Below are 19,377 nucleotides of genomic sequence, written 5' to 3' on the forward strand. Positions count from 1 at the left end.
CGGCGCCCGCTCCGGCTCCGGAGCAGCGCTGGCGGGGAAGGAGGGCGGCACTGCGGGCATGGGGGAGACAGAGACCAGCGACGCATGACGATCAACCGCGTAGCTCGACCCATCCCGCGCGCCGGCACACGGCCTGGCGCGGGTGGCATGAGCCCTGATCAGCTGACCTCCGCCCACCTGACGCGCCCTGCCGATCGTTCCGTACCTGGTGGACCAGGCCGTTGAGCCGCTGAACGATCCTCTCGGGGGAGCGGGCGGCGGACGAGCGGCAGGGGCCCGCGAGCGCGACGTCCCCCTTCCCCGCGTGCCGCCGCGGGTGAGCCGCGTCTCACCTGACCACTGCCGCTTGTCTATGCAACGAGTTGCATAGCAGGATCGCGGTATGGCGCTCGACCACGCGATCCTCGTCTCCCTACTGGAGCAGCCGGGCTCCGGCTATGAGCTGGCCCGCCGGTTCGAGCGGTCCATCGGCTACTTCTGGACCGCCACCCACCAGCAGATCTACCGCGTCCTCAAGCGCATGGAGGCCGACGGCATGCTGGCCGTCCGCGACGTCCCGCAGCAGGGCCGACCGGACAAGAAGGAGTACTCCGTCGCCGGCCCCGGCCGCGCCGCCCTGGCCCGGTGGCTGCACGAGCCGATCGAACCCGAGAGCCTGCGCCACGACCTCGCAGTGAAGATCCGTGGTGCGGCCTTCGACGATCCGGCCGAGCTGATCGGCGAGGTCGAGCGGCACCACCGGGCACACAGCGACCGCCTCGCGCGCTATCTCACCGGCGAACTGCGCGACTTCACCGGGCCCGACGCCCCCGCACCGCTCGACGCCGGTCAAGAGCTCCAGCACGTCGTGCTGCGGGGCGGCATCGCGTACGAGCGGATGACGATCGCCTGGCTCGACGACGTCCTCGACACCCTCCACCGGTTGGGCGGAACTCCGCCGGCCGCGACCGCCTGAACCGCACCGCACCGCACCGCACCACGCCGTGCGGTGCCACGCGGCACCGCGCCACGCCGCACCGCACCACGCGCCGCCGCACCACCCCTCCCTCCACGTGTCCGTCCGACCTCCGACTCCCGACCATCCCAACCCTCCCAACCCTCCCAGCCCTCCCAACCCCTCGGAAGGTGTACCGCCATGGCCGACCCTCTGCTGTTCAACCCGCACACCTACGACCCGGCGCACTTCGACCCGGAGACCCGCAGGCTGCTGCGCGCCACCGTCGACTGGTTCGAGGACCGCGGCAAGCGCAAACTCATCGAGGACTACCGCTCCCGTGCCTGGCTGGCCGACTTCCTCGCCTTCTCCGCGAAGGAAGGGCTCTTCGCGACGTTCCTGACCCCGGCCCCCGCCGCCGGCCAGGACGAGCCGGACAAGCGCTGGGACACCGCTCGGATCGCGGCGCTCAACGAGATCTTCGGCTTCTACGGACTCGACTACTGGTACGCGTGGCAGGTCACCGTCCTCGGTCTCGGCCCGGTCTGGCAGAGCGACAATCCCGCCGCCCGCGCCCGCGCCGCCGAACTCCTCTCCGAGGGTGAGGTGTTCGCCTTCGGCCTGTCCGAGAAGACCCACGGCGCGGACATCTACTCCACCGACATGCTGCTGGAGCCCGACGGCGACGGCGGCTTCCGCGCCGGCGGGTCCAAGTACTACATCGGCAACGGCAACGCCGCCGGTCTCGTCTCCGTCTTCGGCCGCCGCACCGACATCGAGGGCCCCGACGGCTACGTCTTCTTCGCTGCCGACAGCCGCCACCCGGCGTACCACCTCGTCAAGAACGTCGTCGACTCCTCCAAGTACGTCAGCGAGTTCCGCCTGGACGACTACCCGGTCCGTGCCGAGGACGTCCTGCACACGGGCCGCGCCGCCTTCGACGCGGCCCTGAACACCGTCAACGTGGGCAAGTTCAACCTCTGCACCGCCTCCATCGGCATCTGTGAGCACGCGATGTACGAGGCCGTCACGCACGCGCACAACCGGATCCTCTACGGCCGCCCCGTCACCGCCTTCCCGCACGTGCGCCGCGAGCTCGCCGACGCGTACGTCCGTCTCGTCGGGATGAAGCTGTTCAGCGACCGCGCCGTCGACTACTTCCGCTCCGCCGGACCCGACGACCGCCGGTACCTCCTCTTCAACCCGATGACCAAGATGAAGGTGACCACGGAGGGCGAGAAGGTCATCGACCTGATGTGGGACGTCATCGCGGCCAAGGGCTTCGAGAAGGACACCTACTTCGCCCAGGCCGCCGTCGAGATCCGCGGACTGCCGAAGCTGGAGGGCACGGTCCACGTCAACCTCGCGCTGATCCTCAAGTTCATGCGCAACCACCTGCTGGAGCCGGCCGAGTACGTGCCCGTGCCGACCCGTCTCGACGCGGCCGACGACGACTTCCTCTTCCGCCAGGGACCGGCCCGCGGTCTCGGCTCCGTACGGTTCCACGACTGGCGCCCCGCCTACGATACCTACGCCGCCGTGCCGAACGTCGCCCGCTTCCGCGAACAGGCCGACGCCCTCTGCGAGTTCGTGGCCACCGTCGCCCCCGACGAGGAGCAGAGCCGCGACCTCGACTTCCTCCTCTCCGTGGGCCAGCTGTTCGCCCTGGTCGTGCACGGGCAACTGATCCTGGAGCAGGCCCGCCTGACGGACCTGGACGAGTCCGTCCTCGACGAACTCTTCTCCGTCCTCGTACGCGACTTCTCCGGACACGCCGTCGAGCTGTACGGCAAGGACTCCGCCACCGCGGCACAGCAGGACTGGGCGCTGGCCGCGGTCCGGCGCCCGGTCGTCGACGAAGCACGCTCGGCGCGCGTCTGGGCGCGCGTCGAGGCGCTGGCCGGGGCGTACGAGATGGCGCCGTAACAGCGCAGCCCTGCGGGTGGCCTCCACGATGCAGTCGTGGAGGCCACCTGGGCTGTTGCCGTGGGACGCGAGGGTGCCCTGTGCCATCCCTTGATCATTTGATCATTGCCATCGAACCCTGATGATCATTAGATTTGTGCCACCGAAGTTTCAGTGGTACGGGGTGCCGGTGTGTCGAGGGTGGCGGTGTGTGCACTCGCGGGTGCGTACGCGGGTTCGGCTGTTGGGGCGTTTGATCTCGGCTCCTTCGAAGGCGGCGTCCGGGTGCGACGCCCGCACTGCTCCTGCCGAGACGTGCGGTTCGAGCAGGTGACTGCGGGCCGGGACCAGCAACGCGCGCGTACCGCCGATGCCGCAAGACGTCAGAAAGTGAGCAGACACATGCAACCGACGTTCGTACTGGTTCACGGAGCCTTTTCGAACTCCTTCTCATTCGCACCACTCCAGGCCGAACTCGGCCTCCTCGGACACCGCTCGGTCGCCGTCGACCTGCCCGGCCATGGTTTCGAGGCGACCTACACGCGCGCCTACCAGGCGCCACAAGACCTCGAAGGGCTCGCCACGGCACCGGGCTCGATCAAGGGCGTCACGCTCGCCGACAATGCCGCGCACCTGATCGGGATCCTCGAAAGGGCCAAGCGGAACGGGCCGGTGATCCTCGTCTCCCACAGCCGCGGCGGCATCACGGCCACCGCAGCAGCCAACGCACGGCCGGACCTGATCGACCGCGTCGTATACGTCTCGGCCTGGTGCCCTGTCGATCTCGACATCAACGACTACTACGCCGAGCCGGAGATGGCCACGGTGGACGCCGCTTCCCTGGGCCTGGCGCTGGCCGGGAACCCGGCCGAACTCGGTCTGCTCCGCGTCAACTTCCGCACCGCGAATCCGGACGCCCTCGCGGCCTTCAAGGCGGCCTTCCTCGCTGACGGCACCGACGAGGAGTTCCTGACCTTCCTGAACACCTTCCAGCCCGACGAGAACCTGGACGTCGGCACCTCCGCCGACCGCGCACAGGCCGAAACCTGGGGCAGCATCCCGAAGACCTACGTCCGCTTGGCCGACGACACGAGCCTGCCGCTCGCCATACAGGACCGGCTGATCCGCGAGGGCAACGCGCTGACGCCGGACAACCCGTACGACGTCCGCACCCTTGAGGGCAGCCACCTGAAGTGGCTGGTCGCCCCGGCACCAGCGGCCCGAGTCCTGGGTGAACTCGCAGCACTAGCGGGGTAGCCGGGGGCAGGAAGAGCGGGCCCGAGGGCCCGATGGCGACACCATGGCCACGGCGGGCTACTCCAAGGATCCTGATCACGGACGTGGGTGAATGGTGGGCGATGTACGAGGGGCTACAGGGACGGGTTCCCGCGTGGCATCCGGTCGGGGTCGTTGTCGAAGCCGACGGGCCGGTCGTGGGCGCCGGTGAGCCGGTGGAGTGGGCCAGTTGGCCTCGCGGGCTCCGTCATGGCAGTGGACGTCGAACTGGCTGGCGTCGGCGACGAGTCCGGGGGCGCGGCGGGGGCGCCAGCGGCGAGGAAGTCGGGGCGCGGCCGCGGCCGACACGGCGGCGGCGACCTGATCGGCCGAGGTGGGCCAGGTCCAGCGGCGCGGTGACGGCCAGGCGGACCCTTCGGATGCGTGCGGCCCCACCGGGTCACTGCTGGCAGCGCCCGAAGGTCACGACGTAGGTTCCGGCCTCGCTCGCGCCGGCCCCGGCCGGATCCGCCGCACCCGGCTGGGCCCAGGCGCCGATCTCTCGCATCGACGGGTTGAGGATGATCTGGCGGTGGCCCCATGTGCTGACGTTCATCCACCAGTTGACTGCGGCCTTCGACGTCCCGGAGCCGCCCCAGCCCGTGTACGTGATCTCGGCGACGGCCCACGACCTGGGGTTCGGGCAGTAGCCCGCGGCCGTGATCCGGCTTTGCGGTGTCGAACCGGTCTGCGGGTTGCGGTGCGAATCGCTGCCCGGTGTCCACCACTTCAGCTGCACTGCGGCGGCGGAGTGCTGCTGCGCCGCAGTGGTCAGGGCCTGGTTCGTGGTGAGGGCAGACAGGCCCCGCTGCGTGCGCTCGGCGTTGATGAGGCAGATCAGCGCGTTCCGCACGGCGCTGTCGTTGCTGCTGTTCGGGGCCCGGGCAGCAGCCGCGACGTCGCACACGACGGCCGTCGCCGGTGCTGCCGAGACCGGTACCAGTGAGGCCGACAGGACTCCGGCCACAGCGAGACTCCGTGCGGTTCTGGTGAGCGAAGCGTGCCTGCTCAAGGAGGTCCACCTCCCGCGAACACGAACAGTGGTTTCCGGCGGTGTGGAGGCGCCACGTCGCGCCAGTGGCGGCACGTGGCATGGCCCGCCGCTACGGCTTCTCCTCCAGGCTGCCACCCGACGCGCCGACTCGCCATCCGGGCCCCGGGCAGGCGGTCGGGGGCCCCGTACGGCCCAGCGTGTCGACAACGGACTCCATGGACTTGGCCGTCGGCGGATTCCTTCGGGTGCTGCTTGAGGCGTTCGCTCGACCGAACCAACCGACGTACCGGGTGAGTTGCCCCGATGTCGGCCGCCCGGGGTCGCGGACCGCACCCGGTCCGGCCTGGGGGCCCCGTACGGCCCACGGCCTCACCGACGACGACCGAGAGAGGCACCGCAGTGTGGGCCGTGCCGCCTGAAGGCGGTGGGCAATGACGCGTCCTCGCTGATGGTCGCTGCCCATGTGCTGCTGCTGGCCCCGGACCGGACCGTGGCCGCTGCCCTGCGGGGCTTGATGCCGCGGTCCGACTGGCTCGCCATGGAGGTCGGACGCGGGCTGCTCTGGTTCGGCGGCGACCTGCACGTCGGTGGCTGACGCGGCCCTGCCGCCGACGGCCCGTCTCGTCCGGGGCGCAGGTCGTCGGCGTAGGCGCGGGCGTGGACTCCGGGCGCGCCGGGCTCACGGCGTACCGGGAGACACCCGAGGCCGGCGACTGCCTGAAAGGGCGGCCGAAGGGGATGCGGCTGATCGTCCGCAAGGAACGGCCCCACCCCGGCGCCCAGTTGCGGATCACCGACGCCGACGGGATGCGGATCACCTGGCTCCGAACAGGACGGGGACTGCTCTTGGGTTCACGCTTGCTGCTGGGCGCGAACGGTTTCACGGTCCGGGCTGGTCGCCATGGTCGCCTACGGTGCGGTGCGGGGCCAGGTCCAGGCGTACCGCAGGATGAGGGCGAGAACGATCACTTCCAGTGCGACGCCAAGGCCGTAGAAGTACGTCCAGGACTCGCCCACCGCGTTGAATGCCGCGAAGGGGACCTGTACCGAGGCCACGATGAGGTTCGTGATGCGGTTCGCCCGGGCGGGCAGCGTCATCGACAGCACGACCATGAGGATCGGGATCGCCATGAGCGCGAGGAAGGCGGTCAACAACGTCTGGCTGATGTCGAACTCCCAGACGACGCCGACCAGGATGTCATCGATGACGCCGGGCTTGAAGAAGGCGAGAATGTCCACGTAGGCGTACAGGAACATGAAGCTTGTCCACGCTGCGGCGAGCTTGGCTCTCACCGGGATCCGCTGGTCTTCCAGTGTGGTGGTGGGTTGACGTGTCCTCATCATGGGCTCCGTTGTTGTGGTGAGGATCGGTAGGTCCACGATCGCTGAGCCCGGCGGCGGGCACACCGGCGTCGAGGCCGGACCCGCCTCGGCCGTTGGGAGGAGCGGCGTCTCGTTCCTTGGGTCGGTCCCCGACGCTTCGGCGGTCCCTAGACTGGGTGTGTGATCACCAACGCCCTGAGCTCGCTGTGGGCCGAGCCCCGCGCCACGGACGCTCCCGAACGGGTATCGCGCGACTGGGTGCTGGTCGGGGTGTTGATGGTGACGGCGCTACTCGAGGGAGTCCTCCGGGACGACGTCGCCTGGCGGCCGTTCGCGACGATCGTGGCGGTCGGACTTGCGCCGGTGCTGCTGTGGCGGCGTACCCACCCGTTGGCCTGTGTCGTGGTGGGCTTCGGCACCGGCATGGCGTTGGGACTGGCGAGCCTGCTGGGCGGGGTCCCGAGCGTGGGCCTGAACACGATGGTCTACATCCTGGTGCTCGTCTACGCGCTGGTCCGCTGGGGCTCAGGGCGCGAGATCGTGATCGGGCTGGCGGTGGTGGCGGTCGCTGCGGCATTCGCCATAGCGACCGACTACACCGGGCCGGTCGACGTCATCGGCGGGTTCGCCATCCTGGCGGCGGCGGCGGCGGGCGGAGCGGCGTTCCGCTACCGCGCCGAGAGCTGGCGCCGGGCGTTGGACCAGATCCGCAGCCAGGAGCGGGTCGGCCTCGCGCGCGAGCTGCACGATATGGTCGCCCACCACGTCTCGGCGATCGCTGTGCAGGCGCAGGCGGGCCGGGCGATGGCCGGGCAGCGACCTGAAGCGGCGCTCGAGACGCTGGCGGTCATCGAAGGGGAAGCGTCGCGGACGCTCGCGGAGATGCGGGCGATGGTCCGGGTGCTGCGCGACGGAGCGCCGGCGAAGTACGCCCCCCAGCCCGGCGTTGCCGACCTGGTGTCCCTCGCCCGCCGCGACCCGGTCCCGGTCGTCGACGTGGAGTTGCCAGATGACATGGACGAACTTCCGCCCCAGGTCGACGCGGCGGTCTACCGGCTGGCGCAAGAGGCGCTGACCAACGCCCTGCGGCACGCCCGCAACGCCTCGCGTGTGGAGATCCAGGTCGTAGAGGGCGCGGGAAGGCTGCGACTACGCGTGACCGACGACGGACAGATCGACCTGGCACGGTCGGTGAACCACGGCTTCGGGCTGCTGGGGATGACCGAGCGCGTGCAGCTGCTCGGCGGCACGCTGCGTGCCGGGCCGGCGCCCGAGGGCGGGTGGACGGTCGACGCCGAACTGCCGACGAAGGTACGCCGATGACGGTGCGCGTGCTGGTGGCCGATGACCAAGATCTGGTGCGGACCGGGCTGTCGATGATCCTTGACGCGCAGCCCGACATCGAGGTCGTCGGCCAGGCCGCCGACGGCCACGCCGCCGTCGAGCTGGCGCATCGGCTCCGCCCCGATGTGTGCCTGGTCGACATCCAGATGCCCGGGCTCGACGGCATCGAGGTGACCGAGCTCCTCGCAGGGCGGGGCGTCCCGGACCCGATCGCGGTAGTGGTGATCACGACATTCGACCTCGACGAGTACGTCCAGGGCGCGCTCCGGGCCGGCGCCCGAGGCTTTCTGCTCAAGGACGCCGGGCCGGAGCTGCTCGTCCAGGCCGTCCATGCCGCCGCCGTCGGCGATGCCCTGATCGCGCCGAACATCACCCGGCGGCTGCTAGCCACCCTCGCCGCCAGGGAACCGTCGAGCCGACGGACCCAACCGATCGAGCCGCTCACCGAACGCGAGGAGGAGGTGCTGACGCTGGTCGCCCGTGGCCGCACGAACGCCGAGATCGCCGCCGAGCTATTCATCGGCTTGACGACCGCCAAGACCCACGTCGCCAGCCTGCTGACCAAAATCGGCGCCCGAAACAGGGTCGAGATCGCGATGTGGGCGTACGACACCGGCCGGGTGGGGAACTGAACCGAACCTGACGAGCATGCACGACGACTGGTTCCCGGCCGGGTGGCTGCAGGGCGGCGGCCTGCGCTTGACAGTCGTCCTTGGTGGGGTCGCCGTAGCATCGGCGGAAAATACGGCGGATATCCCTGACCAGCAGTTATTGACCTTTCCGAGTACCTGGGTCCGGCTGGCGGCGGCCGTCGGGGTCCAGGTGGCGGTAGATGGTCTTGCGGGAGACCCGGAGCCGGGTCGCGATGTAGTCGACGGTGTGGCGGCGCTTACCGTCCGGGCCGGTTTCGTCGTAGAGCTGGCGGGCCAGGGCGACGTCCGCCGGGTCGAGTTTGGGTTTGCGGCCTCCAACCCGGCCACGGGCTCGGGCGGCCTCCAGACCGTCGAGGGTGCCTTCGACGATCATCTCCCGGTCGTACTCGGCCATCGCTGCCAGGAGGTGGAAGATCAGCCTTCCGCCGGGGGTGGTGGTGTACCGTTGCTCGGCGAACTCGCCAGCCAGCCGCTGGTAGGTCTCCCGTTGCGCCTCGGCGCGAGCGTGACCGACCCGTTCGACCACGACGACCGGGCCGGGCCGGAGCACCTTCGCGGAGATCAGGTATCGCAGGCCAGACGAAACAGCAGCGTCGGCGAGTCATGCTCCATCGCCCGCGCGAGCAGGAACTCGTCCAACTCCTTGAGCTCCAGCGCACCGGACAGGTTCCAGCCCAGGTACCGGGCCACCAAACGGACATGGTCTTGGCGAGCCTTCACACGGCGGCCGTAGGAACGCAGCTCGTCCGGGTCAACGTTCAACTGGTCGGCAAGCCGGGCCACCGCCACCGGCGGAGCCGCGGTCACCTTGTCCGGCACGAACCCCAGCCACGGCAACGTGCACAACGACACCGCCAAACCCAGCCGGTCAGCCGGACCCCGACCGCGGCCCGGATCCACAAACGCCAGATCAGCGGGCATCAGCGTGAAGAACCAGAACAACTCATCCCGGCCGATGTCCGGGAAGCCCCGCAGACGCTCCAACTCCTCGTCCGCGAACAGCTGGTTCGCCACCGGCACCCCCCACACCAGGAAACCCTGGTCAGGAGCCTAACCTCGGGCTTTCACGGGGGCTGCCGTCCGAGGCTTGATCGAAAACGCGAGAAGTGCTCCTGACCTGCAACGATAGGGCTTGTCGAAGGTCCTGTCGGTCGCGAGGAAAGAAGCACTTCTCAGGTAAGTAAGCGTATCGGGTCCTACCCGCGTGTCCGCGTCGAGGGCAGCGGCCGGACCGTGGTGTCCCAGGCCGGGGCGGTGCTGCAGGCCGAGACCGTCCGCAAGACCGGCCTGGAACGGGTGATGTCGGCGGCGCTGACGCCGTGGCGCAAGCGCCGGGCGGTGCACGATCCGGGCAAGATCCTCCTGGGCGTGGCGCTGGCGGTCGCGCTGGGCGGGGACTGCCTGGCCGATGTCGGCATGCTGCGGGCCGAACCGGCAGTGTTCGGCCCGGTGGCCTCCGACCCGACCGTCTCCCGCCCGATTGACACCCTCGCCGGTGCCGGGCCGCGGCCACTCGCGGCGATCCGGCGCGCCCGGGCCGAAGCCCGCGAGTGCGTGTGACGGTTGGCCGGGCAGGCGGCCCCGGACGCGGACGGCGAGGTCGTGGTGGACATCGACGGGGTGCTGGTCCTGGCCCACTCCGAGAAGGAACACGCCGCCGCCACCTGGAAGAAGACCTTCGGGCACCACCCGCTGATCGCGTTCGTCGACCACGGCCCCGGCGGATCCGGAGAGCCGGTGGCCGGCCTGCTGCGGCCGGGCAACGCCGGCAGCAACAACCGCCGACCACATCGAAGCCACCCGCCTGGCTGCTGGCCCAGCTGCCCAAGAAACACCGGCGCGGGCGCCGGACCCTGATCCGCACCGACTCCGGCGGAGGCACCCCCGCGTTCGTCAACTGGCGGACGGCGCGGGGACGGTGGCTGTCCTACTCGGTCGGCATGACCATCACCGACGCCATCCACCAGGCCGTCCTGAAGGTCCCGGCCGCGGCCTGGACCCCAGCGGTCGAGCCCGGCGGGGAGATCCGCGACGGCGCCTGGGTCGCCGAACTCGCCGGCGACTGCCTAAAAGGGTGGCCGAAAGGGATGCGGCTGATCGTCCGCAAGGAACGGCCCCACCCCGGCGCCCAGTTGCGGATCACCGACGCCGACGGGATGCGGATCACCTGCTTCGCCACCAGTACCAAGAACACCCCGATCGCGGCTCTGGAACTGCGGCACCGACAGCAGGCGAGGGCCGAGGACCGCATCCGCGCCGCCCGCGACACCGGCCTGCGCAACCTGCCCCTCCACTCGGCCGCGCAGAACCAGCTCTGGCTGGAGATCGTCCAGATCGCCCTGGACCTGTTGGCCTGGATGCCGATGCTCGCCCTCACCGGCCAGGCCCGGCGCTGGGAACCCAAACGCCTGCGGCTGCGGCTGTTCTCCGCCGCCGCGCAACTGGTCACCACCGGCCGCCGCCGCGTACTCCGCCTCGCCCGCCACTGGCCCTGGACCGACGTGATCGCCAGCGCGTTCGGCCGCCTGCAAGCCCTGCCGGGCCCCGGCTGACCGGCGGACAACGACCTGTCCCGACGAGCACCTCACACCCGGAGCCGTGGAACCCGGCGCCCACCCGACGCGACAGCCGGGCGTTCAGCCTGCCCACCCGCAGAAACCGCCGCCCCGAACAAGCCGAAAGGATCCGTCAGCAGGCCGACGGACCCTCATGCAAGATCGCGGTTAAGGCGATGGAGTCCACCACGCCATCTGCGGAATCGCCCGGATGCGAAACCTCGCCTTCGCCGGATGAACGAGCGGGCCACAATGCGACCAAGCACGGCCCGAGGCGACCGTCCCACCAGGAGCTCGATGTCCGTCTGGGGGCCGGGCGAGTCTTGAGTGCCCTGCCCGCAACTCGCCTGCTTTAAGCAGCCACTTGGCTATGCGCTGAGAAACGTCAATGACCTGCGATCGTCAGTACCAGAGATACAGATAGAACGGCAAGACCGCTCCGGGTAAGCCCATAAGGCACTTGTAGGGGAGATCCTGGGCTTCTCCGGCAGCAACGCACGGCGAGGGTGAATTGTAGTACGTGCTGTGGTAGTGCCAATCGGGCGCGGTGTTTGTGTCGTCGGCCGAGACCCTCGCGGATTGCGTGGATTCGGTCGCCTGGGCGGGCATGGCTGTGCCTCCGAGGGCGAGCGTACCCCCCAGGGCCAGGCTTGTCAGTGCATGACGTATGCGCATGAAGTTCTCCTCTTCTGGTCGTGGTCCGGTCAAACCCGCGGCGCAATGCGCCACCGGGAATCCGTCCGTCTACTGGACTTTCTCCTTGTTAGCACAGCGAGCTGTCAAACCGGTAGATCCAATAGAGTTCACGCTACCGTCGACGCTTTTCTGTTGCTTCAACCGCTCAACGAATCGACACGGACTCGCGAATGTCGCCGAATCGAGCAGGCCGGGAAGGGGACTTCCTTACGGCAATCACGGCAATCACGGCAGTCAGCTGCTCGCAGTTCGGTCGACTGGGCACGCCCACATCTCAATTCTTCGCGACGAGCCGGCTGCGCGGTGAACCCTTGTCGCCTCTCGCCGTTGGTCCCCTGTGATTGGCAAGGGCAATCCAGCGGGCTCGGAAAGATGTATGACCTACGGCAAAGTGGACTGTCCCGTCAACTGGACAAATTCCGCTCAGCGCGACCCGTAGAGGCAGGCTCAATTTACCCTTTGAGTAACTCCTCACTATTGGACGCGACAACACAGGAAACACTTGCCCCCGGCACCCTCACGTAAAGATCTTCGGATCGCCTCGGGGACGGCTGGCCGCCGTACGGCCCGCTGATCTGCCGGCGAGCGCGAGGTTGTGCATCCGGGCGATGCCGAGTATGGCGTGGTGGACGCCGTCGCCCTTTGCGGCGGCAGTCACGGAGGATCTTCCAGTCTTCATGCGGGCGAAGACGTGCGGCTTGAGCGACGCGGGCGCGGACCTGCTTCTGGGACCTGTTGTGTTCCTCTTTTGCGTCCGCGTCTGTCTGTGTCTGCTGTGCCTCGTTTCTTTTTATGTGCGGGTGGCGAGGGCGGCGGTGTAGCCGGTGGGGGCTGGTAGGTCTTTTAGTGTCCATCCGGTGATGGGGGCTGGGGTGGGGTGGGAGCCGACGTAGGGTTGGGTCAGGCCGAGTGCTACGCCTGTGCCGAGGGCTTTGAGGCAGGCTTCTTTCCGGGTCCAGACGCGGGCGAGTGCGTGGGGGCGTTCGCTGGGTGTGAGGGCGTTCAGCTCGGTGTTCTCGTCTGGGTGTAGGGCGCTGAGTATGTCGGTGACGGCTTGTGGGGTGGGTGTTTCCTCGATGTCCACGCCGACTGGTGTGGTGGCGAGGGCGATGTAGGCGAGGTCGCCGCTGTGGGAGAGGGAGAAGTGGAGGGGGTTCTCGGCTATGGCGGGGCGGCCGTGGGGGCCGCCGCAGGCCGGGCAGTCCTCCCGTGTCAGGCGGACTTGGTCGGGGGCCTGTGCCAGGTAGCCGCCGAGTAGTACGCGTAGTGCGAGGTGGGAGGCGAGGTAGCGGTGTCGGGTCCCGGGCGGCAACAGCCGCCTGGCTCGTTCGCGTTCATTGGCGTCCAGTACCGTGTCCGCTTCCCGGACCTGGTATCCGCCGATGGTGTCGGCCGTGGTGTTCAGGGACCACACCACGGTCTGGGTGCCTGTGGGCGCCGGCCCGATCTGCGGTGTGCTCCGGCCGAGTTGATGCAGGTACTCGATCACCTGACCGAGAGTAGAGCACGAGGCCGGGGATGTGGGGCCTTGCGTGATCGGGTGGCCTCCGGGTGGGTTCGTGGGGCCGCGGTGGTGTGAGTACCGTCTGCTCATGCACATCAACGGACCGGAGCGGCAGCGGGGGCACGTCCTGCTCATAGCCGGGGACGCCGCCGTACGCCGAGGCGCGGTACAGCTCGCGCCCAGCGCCAACCTCGCCGCGCTGGCGATGGTGCCGGCCCGCGCCCTGCTGGGCAGTGAACTGCCCAGCGACACCGTGTGTCTGGACGGGGCCCGTGATCCGAACACCGTTGTGACCCGGCTGCGTACGGCCGCCGCCACTCCCGGTCCGCTGCTGCTCTACCTTTCGGGGCGGCTCACCGTCGACCGCCGTGCCCGCCGCCTGCATCTGGCCCTGGCCGGAACCACAGCGGCCACCGTCCGCTACACCTCACTGCCCTGGGAGTGGCTGGGCACCGAACTGCGCGGCCGGCCCGCCGCGCTGACTACCGTGCTGCTCGACCTCGCCGCCGACAAGGACGCCTGGCCGCTGCTGCGGGAGTACGGCGGTCTGCCCGCCTTCCCCCTGGCTGAGGTGTACGGGGTGATCTGCCCGCCCGCCTTCGGCGCCGCCGGCGGCGCGGTGAGCAGCTACACCCGGCACTGGATCGACCAGCTGCGCCACAGCCCCACCCGGCCGCCCAACGTCCAGTTGCACGCCCTGGCGGTGGGAGCCGCGGCGCTGCCACCGGGCGCCCTGGTCCTGCCCAGCGCCCGCGAACTCGACATGCGCCCCCCGACACCACCCCAACCCCAACCCCAACCCCAATACCAGCACCCGCAGCCCCAGCTGTACCTGCACCCGCAGCAACCGGAACAGTCCAAATCGCAGTCCCAGCCGCAGCCGTGGAGACCGGTTCAGGCCTCCGCCCCCGCCCCCGCTTCCGCTTCCGCGCCTGTTCCCGTCCCCGCCTTCGTCCCCGTTCCTGTTTCCGTTGTGGGTGGGGATCCGCGGCCGCATATTCATGCCTTGGCTGTTGGTGGTCGTCATGTGGAGGCGGCCGCGCTGGCGCAGGCGTGGGAGCGGCATGTTGTGCAGAGGCATGGGGGTACCTCGCTGGAAGCGATCCGGTGGGTGGAGATCCGTGCCGATCTTGCCCGGATGGCGGGGGATTTCGGGTTGGCGACCGGGCTGTGGATCGGTGCCGGTCAGGCCCGTTTGGCTTGTCAGGACGCGGATGCTCCCGAGGTGCTTGCCGCGGCGGTCGGCGCCTTGTATTGCTGGACTCAGCTCAAGGATCGGGCGTCGGCTCTGGAGTGCGGGGTGGAGCTGATGCGTCTTTTGGGTGGGGTGTCGTGCGCCGATCCCCGCCATCTGCGATTGGCCCGGCAGCGGCTGGAGGCGCTGCGCGCCGTGCACGGGCCGCGCGCCCTGCGCACCTGACGGCGCCGGGCGCGGGGCGCCGGGCGTGGGGCGCGGGGCTTAGGCACCGTTTTTTTTGGCTTGATGGTTGGTTGGACTGTGCATGGCGGGGCTGGTTGAGCGGCTGGTGCCGGACGAGTTGTGGGTGCTGTTGCGGCGGGTGGTTTTGCCGACGGAGGTGATACGTCCGCGGGGTGGCGGTCGGCGTCGAGCGGGTGATCGTGAAGCTTTGGCCGCGATCTTCTTCGTGGCGGTCTCGGGCTGTACGTGGCGGCGGCTGCCGCCGGTGTTTGGCCCGAGCTGGCGGACGGTCTACCGACGCTTCGCCCGGTGGAGCCGGGCCCGGGTGTGGGCCCGTCTCCACCGTGTCTTCCTCGATGAACTTGGCGGCCGCGGTGAACTGGACTGGTCGCGCTGTGTGATCGACTCCGTCCGCATGCGGGCTGCGAAAGGGGCCTGTGACGGGACCGAATCCGACCGACCGCGGCACGTCGGGATCGAAGATTCACTTGATCACCGATCGGAACGGATTGCCGCTCTCGTAGGGCGTCTGCGGCGCGAACATGCACGACGGCCTCGGCCTGGAATCGCTCGTGCGGGGCATCTGGCCGATCTCCTCCCGCCGCGGCCCCCGCTGCCGGCGCCCGGCGAAACTGTACGCAGACAAGGGCTACGACTGCGGCCGGCTGCGGCGATGGCTTCGCGCGCGCGGCATCCGAACATCGCATCGCCCGCAAGGGCACGAGTCCTCACAACCGCTCGGCCGCCACCGGTGGCTAGTTGGGAGGGCGGTGTCGTGGCTGGCCGGCTGCCGTCGGCTCCACCGCCGTTACGAGCGCAGGGCCGAACACGTCCTCGCCTTCGTCGCCATAGCCGCAGCCCTCATGTGTCACCGCCGCCTCACCAAATGAAACGACGTCTTAGCGCGCCGCTATGGCGTGCGCGGGCGAGGCCCGGCGCCCGGTGTTCTGGGGGGTAGTACCGCCGGGCCGCCCCCAGGCAGGCAGCCGACCCCGGCCGGTGACGAGAGGTCAGTGCGCGGCCGCGTCCGCGTCCGGGTCTGTGCCGAGTTTGCGGTGGGACGGACGTGGAGTACACCCCCGCCCCGTAGCCGGGCTGGTGCACGGTGCGAGGGCCATCACGTCGGCGAGTTCCAGGGTGACGGCCCTTGCCCGTGGCGGGGGGCGGAGTCGGCCTCCAGCGACTGGTTTATGGCTTGTGACTCACCTTGACTGTCCGGTGATGAGGCTCTTCGAATTTCCCCACCCGCCGCTCAGGTGCTGGCCAGACATGCTCACTTGGATTTCCCACGCTGGAACAGGCGGTGGGTACACCGATGGCGAGAGCGGCGGTCGCCGCTGAGCGGGTTGGCGAGGAGAGTAGCTACCTATGGCCTACCTGACAAATGATCATCTGGCGGGTTCGTGGGACCAGGAGCGCGGCCAGGGGTCGGCCTCGACGCAGAACCGCCGGCTCGCTGGATACGGAGAGCGAGCCGGTCGGCGGTTGCTCGGCTATCGATGTACTCGTCTCTGATCGTGCGGAGGTCGTGAGTTCGAGCTCTGACCAGGTAGACGGTCGGCTTGGTGACGCCCCGAGGCCGCCTCGCGGGTTTGAGCCCGGTGCCGCGGCTGACGAACCTGTCCGCGTACTCGTCTATGTGCTCAGCCGGGTACAGGTGAACGTGCTCAGATACCAGGGGCTGCTCAGGTCCAGGTGCGGTCGAGGAAGTCGGCGATGAGGGGGGCGACTTCGGTGAGGTTCTCCTCCAATGCGAAGTGGCCCGTGTTGAGGATGTGGAGTTCGGCGTCGGGGAGGTCGCTCAGGTAGGCGTGGGCGCCAGGTTCGGGGAAGAACGGGTCGTTGCGGCCCCAGGTAATGAGGGTGGGCGGGGTGTGCTTGCGCAGCCATGCCTGCCACTGCGGGTAGTGCTTCAGGTTGTTGTGGTAATCGAAGGCTAGGGCGACCTGGGCTTCCTTGCGTCCGGGAAGGTCCAGGAAGTGCTGATCGAGGGTCCAGCCATCGGGGGCGACGAGTTCGGGGTCGCATGTGCCGCCCTCGTACTGGCCGCGCGTGGCGGGCAGGGTCAGCAGGTCGCGGATGATGCCTTCGTCGCCAGGCACGTCCGGGCGGAGCTGGATGAAGTCGCGGGCGCCTTTTGACAGACCCTGTTCGTAGGCGTTGCCGTTCTGCACGACCAGGCCGGCGATCCACTCGGCGTGACGGGTCGCCAGCCGGAAGCCGACGGGAGCGCCGAAGTCGAAGACGTACATCACGAACCTGGCCAGGCCGAGTTGTTCCACAAATGCCTCGGTGATGTCCGCGAGGCGGTCGAAGGTGTAGGCGAAGCCACTGGGGGCCTGGGTGTGTCCGAAGCCCGGGTAGTCCGGGGCGATCAGCCGGTATTGAGCGCCGAGTGCGTCGATGAGGCGCCGGAACTGGTGGGAGGCCGACGGGAAGCCGTGCAGTAGCAACAAGACCGGGGCGTCCCCCCGGGCCGGAAGCGATTCGCGGTAGAAGACCTGCACGCCGTCGACCTCGACGTGGCGGTGGACGATGCGGGGGATGACCAGCGGCGCCATTTCACATGCCTCTCTGTCGAGATGATGCATTAGTTCTAACGGAGGTCAAGCTAATGCGTCAACATGCCCATGTACCATTAGACGCATGGTTGATCCCACTCCGCTGACAGGCGAGACCCTGGCCCTCGACTTGGTCAACACCCGCCCGAACACCGTCGACGGCCCGGTCGACCTGCTCTCCGACGTCACTCGGCTGAGGTCATGGCTGGGCCTCCAGGCCGAACGCTTCCCAGAGCCGACACCGGACGCGGCAGCGCTCACCGATGCCGACCTGGCTGCCGTGCATGCCGTGCGCGAGCACATCGCGGCCGCCGTGCACGCGGCCCGGCACAGCGAGCGGCCACCCGCAACGGCCCTGGACGGCGTCAACGCGGCATTGCATGCTGCGCCCGCCATCCAGGAACTGGTCTGGGACGGCGGCTCAGTCACACTCACCTCCCACCGTCCAGGCACCCCCGGCACACGCCTGGCCGCCCTACTCGCAGAGGACGCCGCCGGCCTGCTGAGCGATCCGGCAGTCCGCAAGGTCCGTATCTGTGAGGGCGAAGACTGCGTGATGCTGTTCATGCAAACCCATCCGCGTCGCCGCTGGTGCTCGGCCTCCAGGTGCGGCAACAGGGCCCGCGTTGCCCGCTACTACCAGCGCCACAAAGCCAACTGAACCGCCGACACCGTTGGGCCGGCGGGCGTCACTTCACCCACGGCGTCGGGCATAGCGCCCCTACCAGCCGGCATGTGCTTTCCACGGACAGCCAGGACTAGCACGTTCACCTGTACCTGGCTGAGCACATTCACCCGTACGCCGACAGAACCTGGCGAAGAGTCGTGTCCTACCGGTTCGAGGCGCGGCCAACCGCCCCCGCTACGTCCTACTCCTCCGGCTCCCAGGCGCGGAGCAGGTCGAGCAGCCCTGCGTCTCCGTCAACGTGCAAGGAGTCGGCCGGGATACGGTCGTACAAGTAGAGGACCAACTCACTGGCCGTGCCATGGATGGAGGCGCCGGCTGCGTCCGAGTCCTCGCCGGTCGCGGCAGTGGGCGCGGGGATGCGGGTGGAGCGTGCGCCGTCGCCGTCGACCGTGAGGCGCCAGGAGCGGCCCTCGGCGGTGTGGAAGTCGAAGGCCGTGGGCTTGTGCGGCCAGGCGCTGGGCGTCGCGACGCAGGTGAACAGGAACTCCTCGACACCGTCGAGTGCGACCTCGGCCGGCAGCGGCTGCGGGGCGCCCGCGGCGAGCTGGGCGTCGTAGGTGTGCACCGCGCTCTCCTGGACCCGGTGCCGGGCGACTCCGCCAGAGGTCCGCGGCGTCTGCAGGGCACTCCACCACGCCCAGCAGCCGGCGTCCGGTCCTGCCTCGCGCAGGGCGCTCAGCAGAAGCTGCGTCGACGCGGCCAGCCAGGCCAGCAGGGCCTCACGCTCCCGCGGCACTTCCAGAGCGGCGCGCGCAGCGGTGGCCTCGGCCGGGGGAGCGTCGGCAGGCCCCGCGCCGACGATGGCGGCCCAGAAACGGTCTCCCCCACCCAGGTGCTTCACCAGATCGAACAGCGTCCACCCGGGGCAGGTCGGCACCTGTGCGTCGAGACTGGGCGCGGCGGCGACCGCGGTGCGGAAGGCGGTCGACCGTTCATCGATCAGTCGCAGCAGGTCAGGGAACTCAAGACTCTTTTCCACGCCGGATATCTATCACCGTGCTCCGGTGATCGGACAGCGATTTTTCACAGTCGCCGCCGGTTGGCCATTGCGGACGTCGTCCTCGCCTCCCACCGCTCGGGTGACATGCCGCGCACTGCTGCGAGGACGCTGGTGGTGGCGGTACGCCCGGCGTCGTACCTGTGGGTGCTCTGGCCTCGCCGCGCCGCTGGGCACCTCGGCGACGTGACGTCCACCCGGTGCGCGCGGTCGTGCTGCCGGTCGAAGTCGTAGTGACCAGCGAACGCGACCGCCTCCGGGTGGAGCGGAACCGCCTCACCGGGGGCGACGTGCCGCCGGACCCTACGGGGACGGGCGACTCCGGCCTTCGATGCACGCGCAACCAAGTGGGGAATCGAGAGCGGGCCTGGCCGTTTTCGCAGATCCTCATCACCGGGCTGTTCCTGGAGAAGGGGTGCGGGCCCGGGAGGTCCCTGGCTGCCTGCCCCCTGCTGCTGCTGGTGCTGGTGGGGCTGATCAGCACGGTCCGTTCCGCTCTCCAGGCGCCGAAGGCATGGCAGGATCGAC

At 69.3% G+C, this 19,377-nt stretch carries 15 protein-coding genes and 3 pseudogenes; 10 read left to right on the forward strand and 8 right to left on the reverse strand.

Annotated elements, in window-relative coordinates:
* The first annotated feature begins 382 nt into the window (after positions 1 to 382).
* The 3 genes from ACZ4TV_RS26735 (at position 383) to ACZ4TV_RS26745 (ending at position 4,096) form a co-directional block, all read left to right on the forward strand.
* Positions 383 to 955 carry a PadR family transcriptional regulator gene (locus ACZ4TV_RS26735; RefSeq protein ID WP_468137496.1) on the forward strand — a complete coding sequence of 191 codons (573 nt, stop codon included), beginning with the start codon at positions 383 to 385 and terminating at the stop codon, positions 953 to 955.
* A gap of 180 nt (positions 956 to 1,135) precedes the next feature.
* A complete protein-coding gene (locus tag ACZ4TV_RS26740) occupies positions 1,136 to 2,860 on the forward strand; it encodes an acyl-CoA dehydrogenase family protein (protein ID WP_468137498.1) in 1,725 nt (574 codons plus the stop codon).
* Positions 2,861 to 3,241: 381 nt separating this feature from the next.
* On the forward strand, positions 3,242 to 4,096 hold the full coding sequence (locus tag ACZ4TV_RS26745; RefSeq protein ID WP_468137500.1) for an alpha/beta hydrolase: 855 nt from the start codon (positions 3,242 to 3,244) through the stop codon (positions 4,094 to 4,096).
* Positions 4,097 to 4,514: 418 nt separating this feature from the next.
* On the opposite strand, the gene ACZ4TV_RS26750 is transcribed toward ACZ4TV_RS26745, so the two are convergent.
* Positions 4,515 to 5,081: a CAP domain-containing protein gene (locus tag ACZ4TV_RS26750; RefSeq protein WP_468137502.1), complete on the reverse strand. Its 567-nt coding sequence runs from the start codon at positions 5,079 to 5,081 to the stop codon at positions 4,515 to 4,517.
* Positions 5,082 to 5,532: 451 nt separating this feature from the next.
* Here ACZ4TV_RS26750 and ACZ4TV_RS26755 point away from each other — a divergent pair, with 451 nt between their 5' ends.
* A complete protein-coding gene (locus ACZ4TV_RS26755) occupies positions 5,533 to 5,703 on the forward strand; it encodes a hypothetical protein (RefSeq protein ID WP_468137504.1) in 171 nt (56 codons plus the stop codon).
* Between the two features lie 314 nt (positions 5,704 to 6,017).
* On the opposite strand, the gene ACZ4TV_RS26760 is transcribed toward ACZ4TV_RS26755, so the two are convergent.
* Entirely contained in the window at positions 6,018 to 6,449 is a 432-nt protein-coding gene (locus tag ACZ4TV_RS26760; RefSeq protein ID WP_468137505.1) for a DUF6326 family protein, read from the reverse strand.
* Positions 6,450 to 6,611: 162 nt separating this feature from the next.
* Here ACZ4TV_RS26760 and ACZ4TV_RS26765 point away from each other — a divergent pair, with 162 nt between their 5' ends.
* Together ACZ4TV_RS26765 and ACZ4TV_RS26770 are read left to right on the forward strand one after the other, a co-directional pair.
* A complete protein-coding gene (locus ACZ4TV_RS26765) occupies positions 6,612 to 7,754 on the forward strand; it encodes a sensor histidine kinase (protein WP_468137507.1) in 1,143 nt (380 codons plus the stop codon).
* On the forward strand, positions 7,751 to 8,407 hold the full coding sequence (locus ACZ4TV_RS26770; protein ID WP_398561193.1) for a response regulator: 657 nt from the start codon (positions 7,751 to 7,753) through the stop codon (positions 8,405 to 8,407). The genes ACZ4TV_RS26765 and ACZ4TV_RS26770 overlap by 4 nt, the downstream gene beginning before the upstream one ends.
* Before the next feature lie 136 nt (positions 8,408 to 8,543).
* On the opposite strand, the gene ACZ4TV_RS26775 is transcribed toward ACZ4TV_RS26770, so the two are convergent.
* Both ACZ4TV_RS26775 and ACZ4TV_RS26780 read right to left on the reverse strand, forming a co-directional pair.
* Complete coding sequence (locus tag ACZ4TV_RS26775) at positions 8,544 to 8,978, reverse strand: recombinase family protein (RefSeq protein ID WP_468137509.1); 435 nt, start codon at positions 8,976 to 8,978, stop codon at positions 8,544 to 8,546.
* Positions 8,979 to 8,989: 11 nt separating this feature from the next.
* Positions 8,990 to 9,442 (reverse strand): DUF4158 domain-containing protein, encoded by a 453-nt coding sequence (locus ACZ4TV_RS26780; protein WP_468137511.1) that lies wholly within the window; start codon positions 9,440 to 9,442, stop codon positions 8,990 to 8,992.
* 174 nt (positions 9,443 to 9,616) lie between these two features.
* On the opposite strand from ACZ4TV_RS26780, the pseudogene ACZ4TV_RS26785 reads away from it, so the two are divergent.
* Positions 9,617 to 10,980: pseudogene (locus tag ACZ4TV_RS26785) on the forward strand (IS1380 family transposase).
* 1,216 nt (positions 10,981 to 12,196) lie between these two features.
* Here ACZ4TV_RS26785 and ACZ4TV_RS26790 read toward each other — a convergent pair.
* Positions 12,197 to 12,479, reverse strand: a pseudogene (locus ACZ4TV_RS26790) (hypothetical protein); the annotation flags it as partial.
* The gene (locus tag ACZ4TV_RS26795; RefSeq protein WP_468137513.1) at positions 12,470 to 13,168 is read right to left on the reverse strand and encodes a 4'-phosphopantetheinyl transferase family protein; all 699 of its coding nucleotides are present in this window, start codon (positions 13,166 to 13,168) and stop codon (positions 12,470 to 12,472) included. The gene ACZ4TV_RS26795 and the pseudogene ACZ4TV_RS26790, both read right to left, overlap by 10 nt.
* A 103-nt stretch (positions 13,169 to 13,271) precedes the next feature.
* On the opposite strand from ACZ4TV_RS26795, the gene ACZ4TV_RS26800 reads away from it, so the two are divergent.
* Both ACZ4TV_RS26800 and ACZ4TV_RS26805 read left to right on the forward strand, forming a co-directional pair.
* Complete coding sequence (locus ACZ4TV_RS26800; protein WP_468137515.1) at positions 13,272 to 14,603, forward strand: hypothetical protein; 1,332 nt, start codon at positions 13,272 to 13,274, stop codon at positions 14,601 to 14,603.
* Between the two features lie 82 nt (positions 14,604 to 14,685).
* Positions 14,686 to 15,493 (forward strand): annotated as a pseudogene (locus ACZ4TV_RS26805) (IS5 family transposase).
* Between the two features lie 795 nt (positions 15,494 to 16,288).
* Here ACZ4TV_RS26805 and ACZ4TV_RS26810 read toward each other — a convergent pair.
* Positions 16,289 to 17,164, reverse strand: coding sequence for an alpha/beta fold hydrolase (locus ACZ4TV_RS26810; RefSeq protein WP_468137517.1), 876 nt, complete (start codon positions 17,162 to 17,164; stop codon positions 16,289 to 16,291).
* Positions 17,165 to 17,249: 85 nt separating this feature from the next.
* Here ACZ4TV_RS26810 and ACZ4TV_RS26815 point away from each other — a divergent pair, with 85 nt between their 5' ends.
* Positions 17,250 to 17,825: a CGNR zinc finger domain-containing protein gene (locus ACZ4TV_RS26815; RefSeq protein WP_468137519.1), complete on the forward strand. Its 576-nt coding sequence runs from the start codon at positions 17,250 to 17,252 to the stop codon at positions 17,823 to 17,825.
* A gap of 208 nt (positions 17,826 to 18,033) precedes the next feature.
* Here ACZ4TV_RS26815 and ACZ4TV_RS26820 read toward each other — a convergent pair whose 3' ends face one another.
* Positions 18,034 to 18,831 carry a maleylpyruvate isomerase family mycothiol-dependent enzyme gene (locus ACZ4TV_RS26820; protein ID WP_468137520.1) on the reverse strand — a complete coding sequence of 266 codons (798 nt, stop codon included), beginning with the start codon at positions 18,829 to 18,831 and terminating at the stop codon, positions 18,034 to 18,036.
* Positions 18,832 to 19,377: the final 546 nt, after the last annotated feature.

This window comes from Streptomyces sp. NPDC028910, from assembly GCF_055564955.1.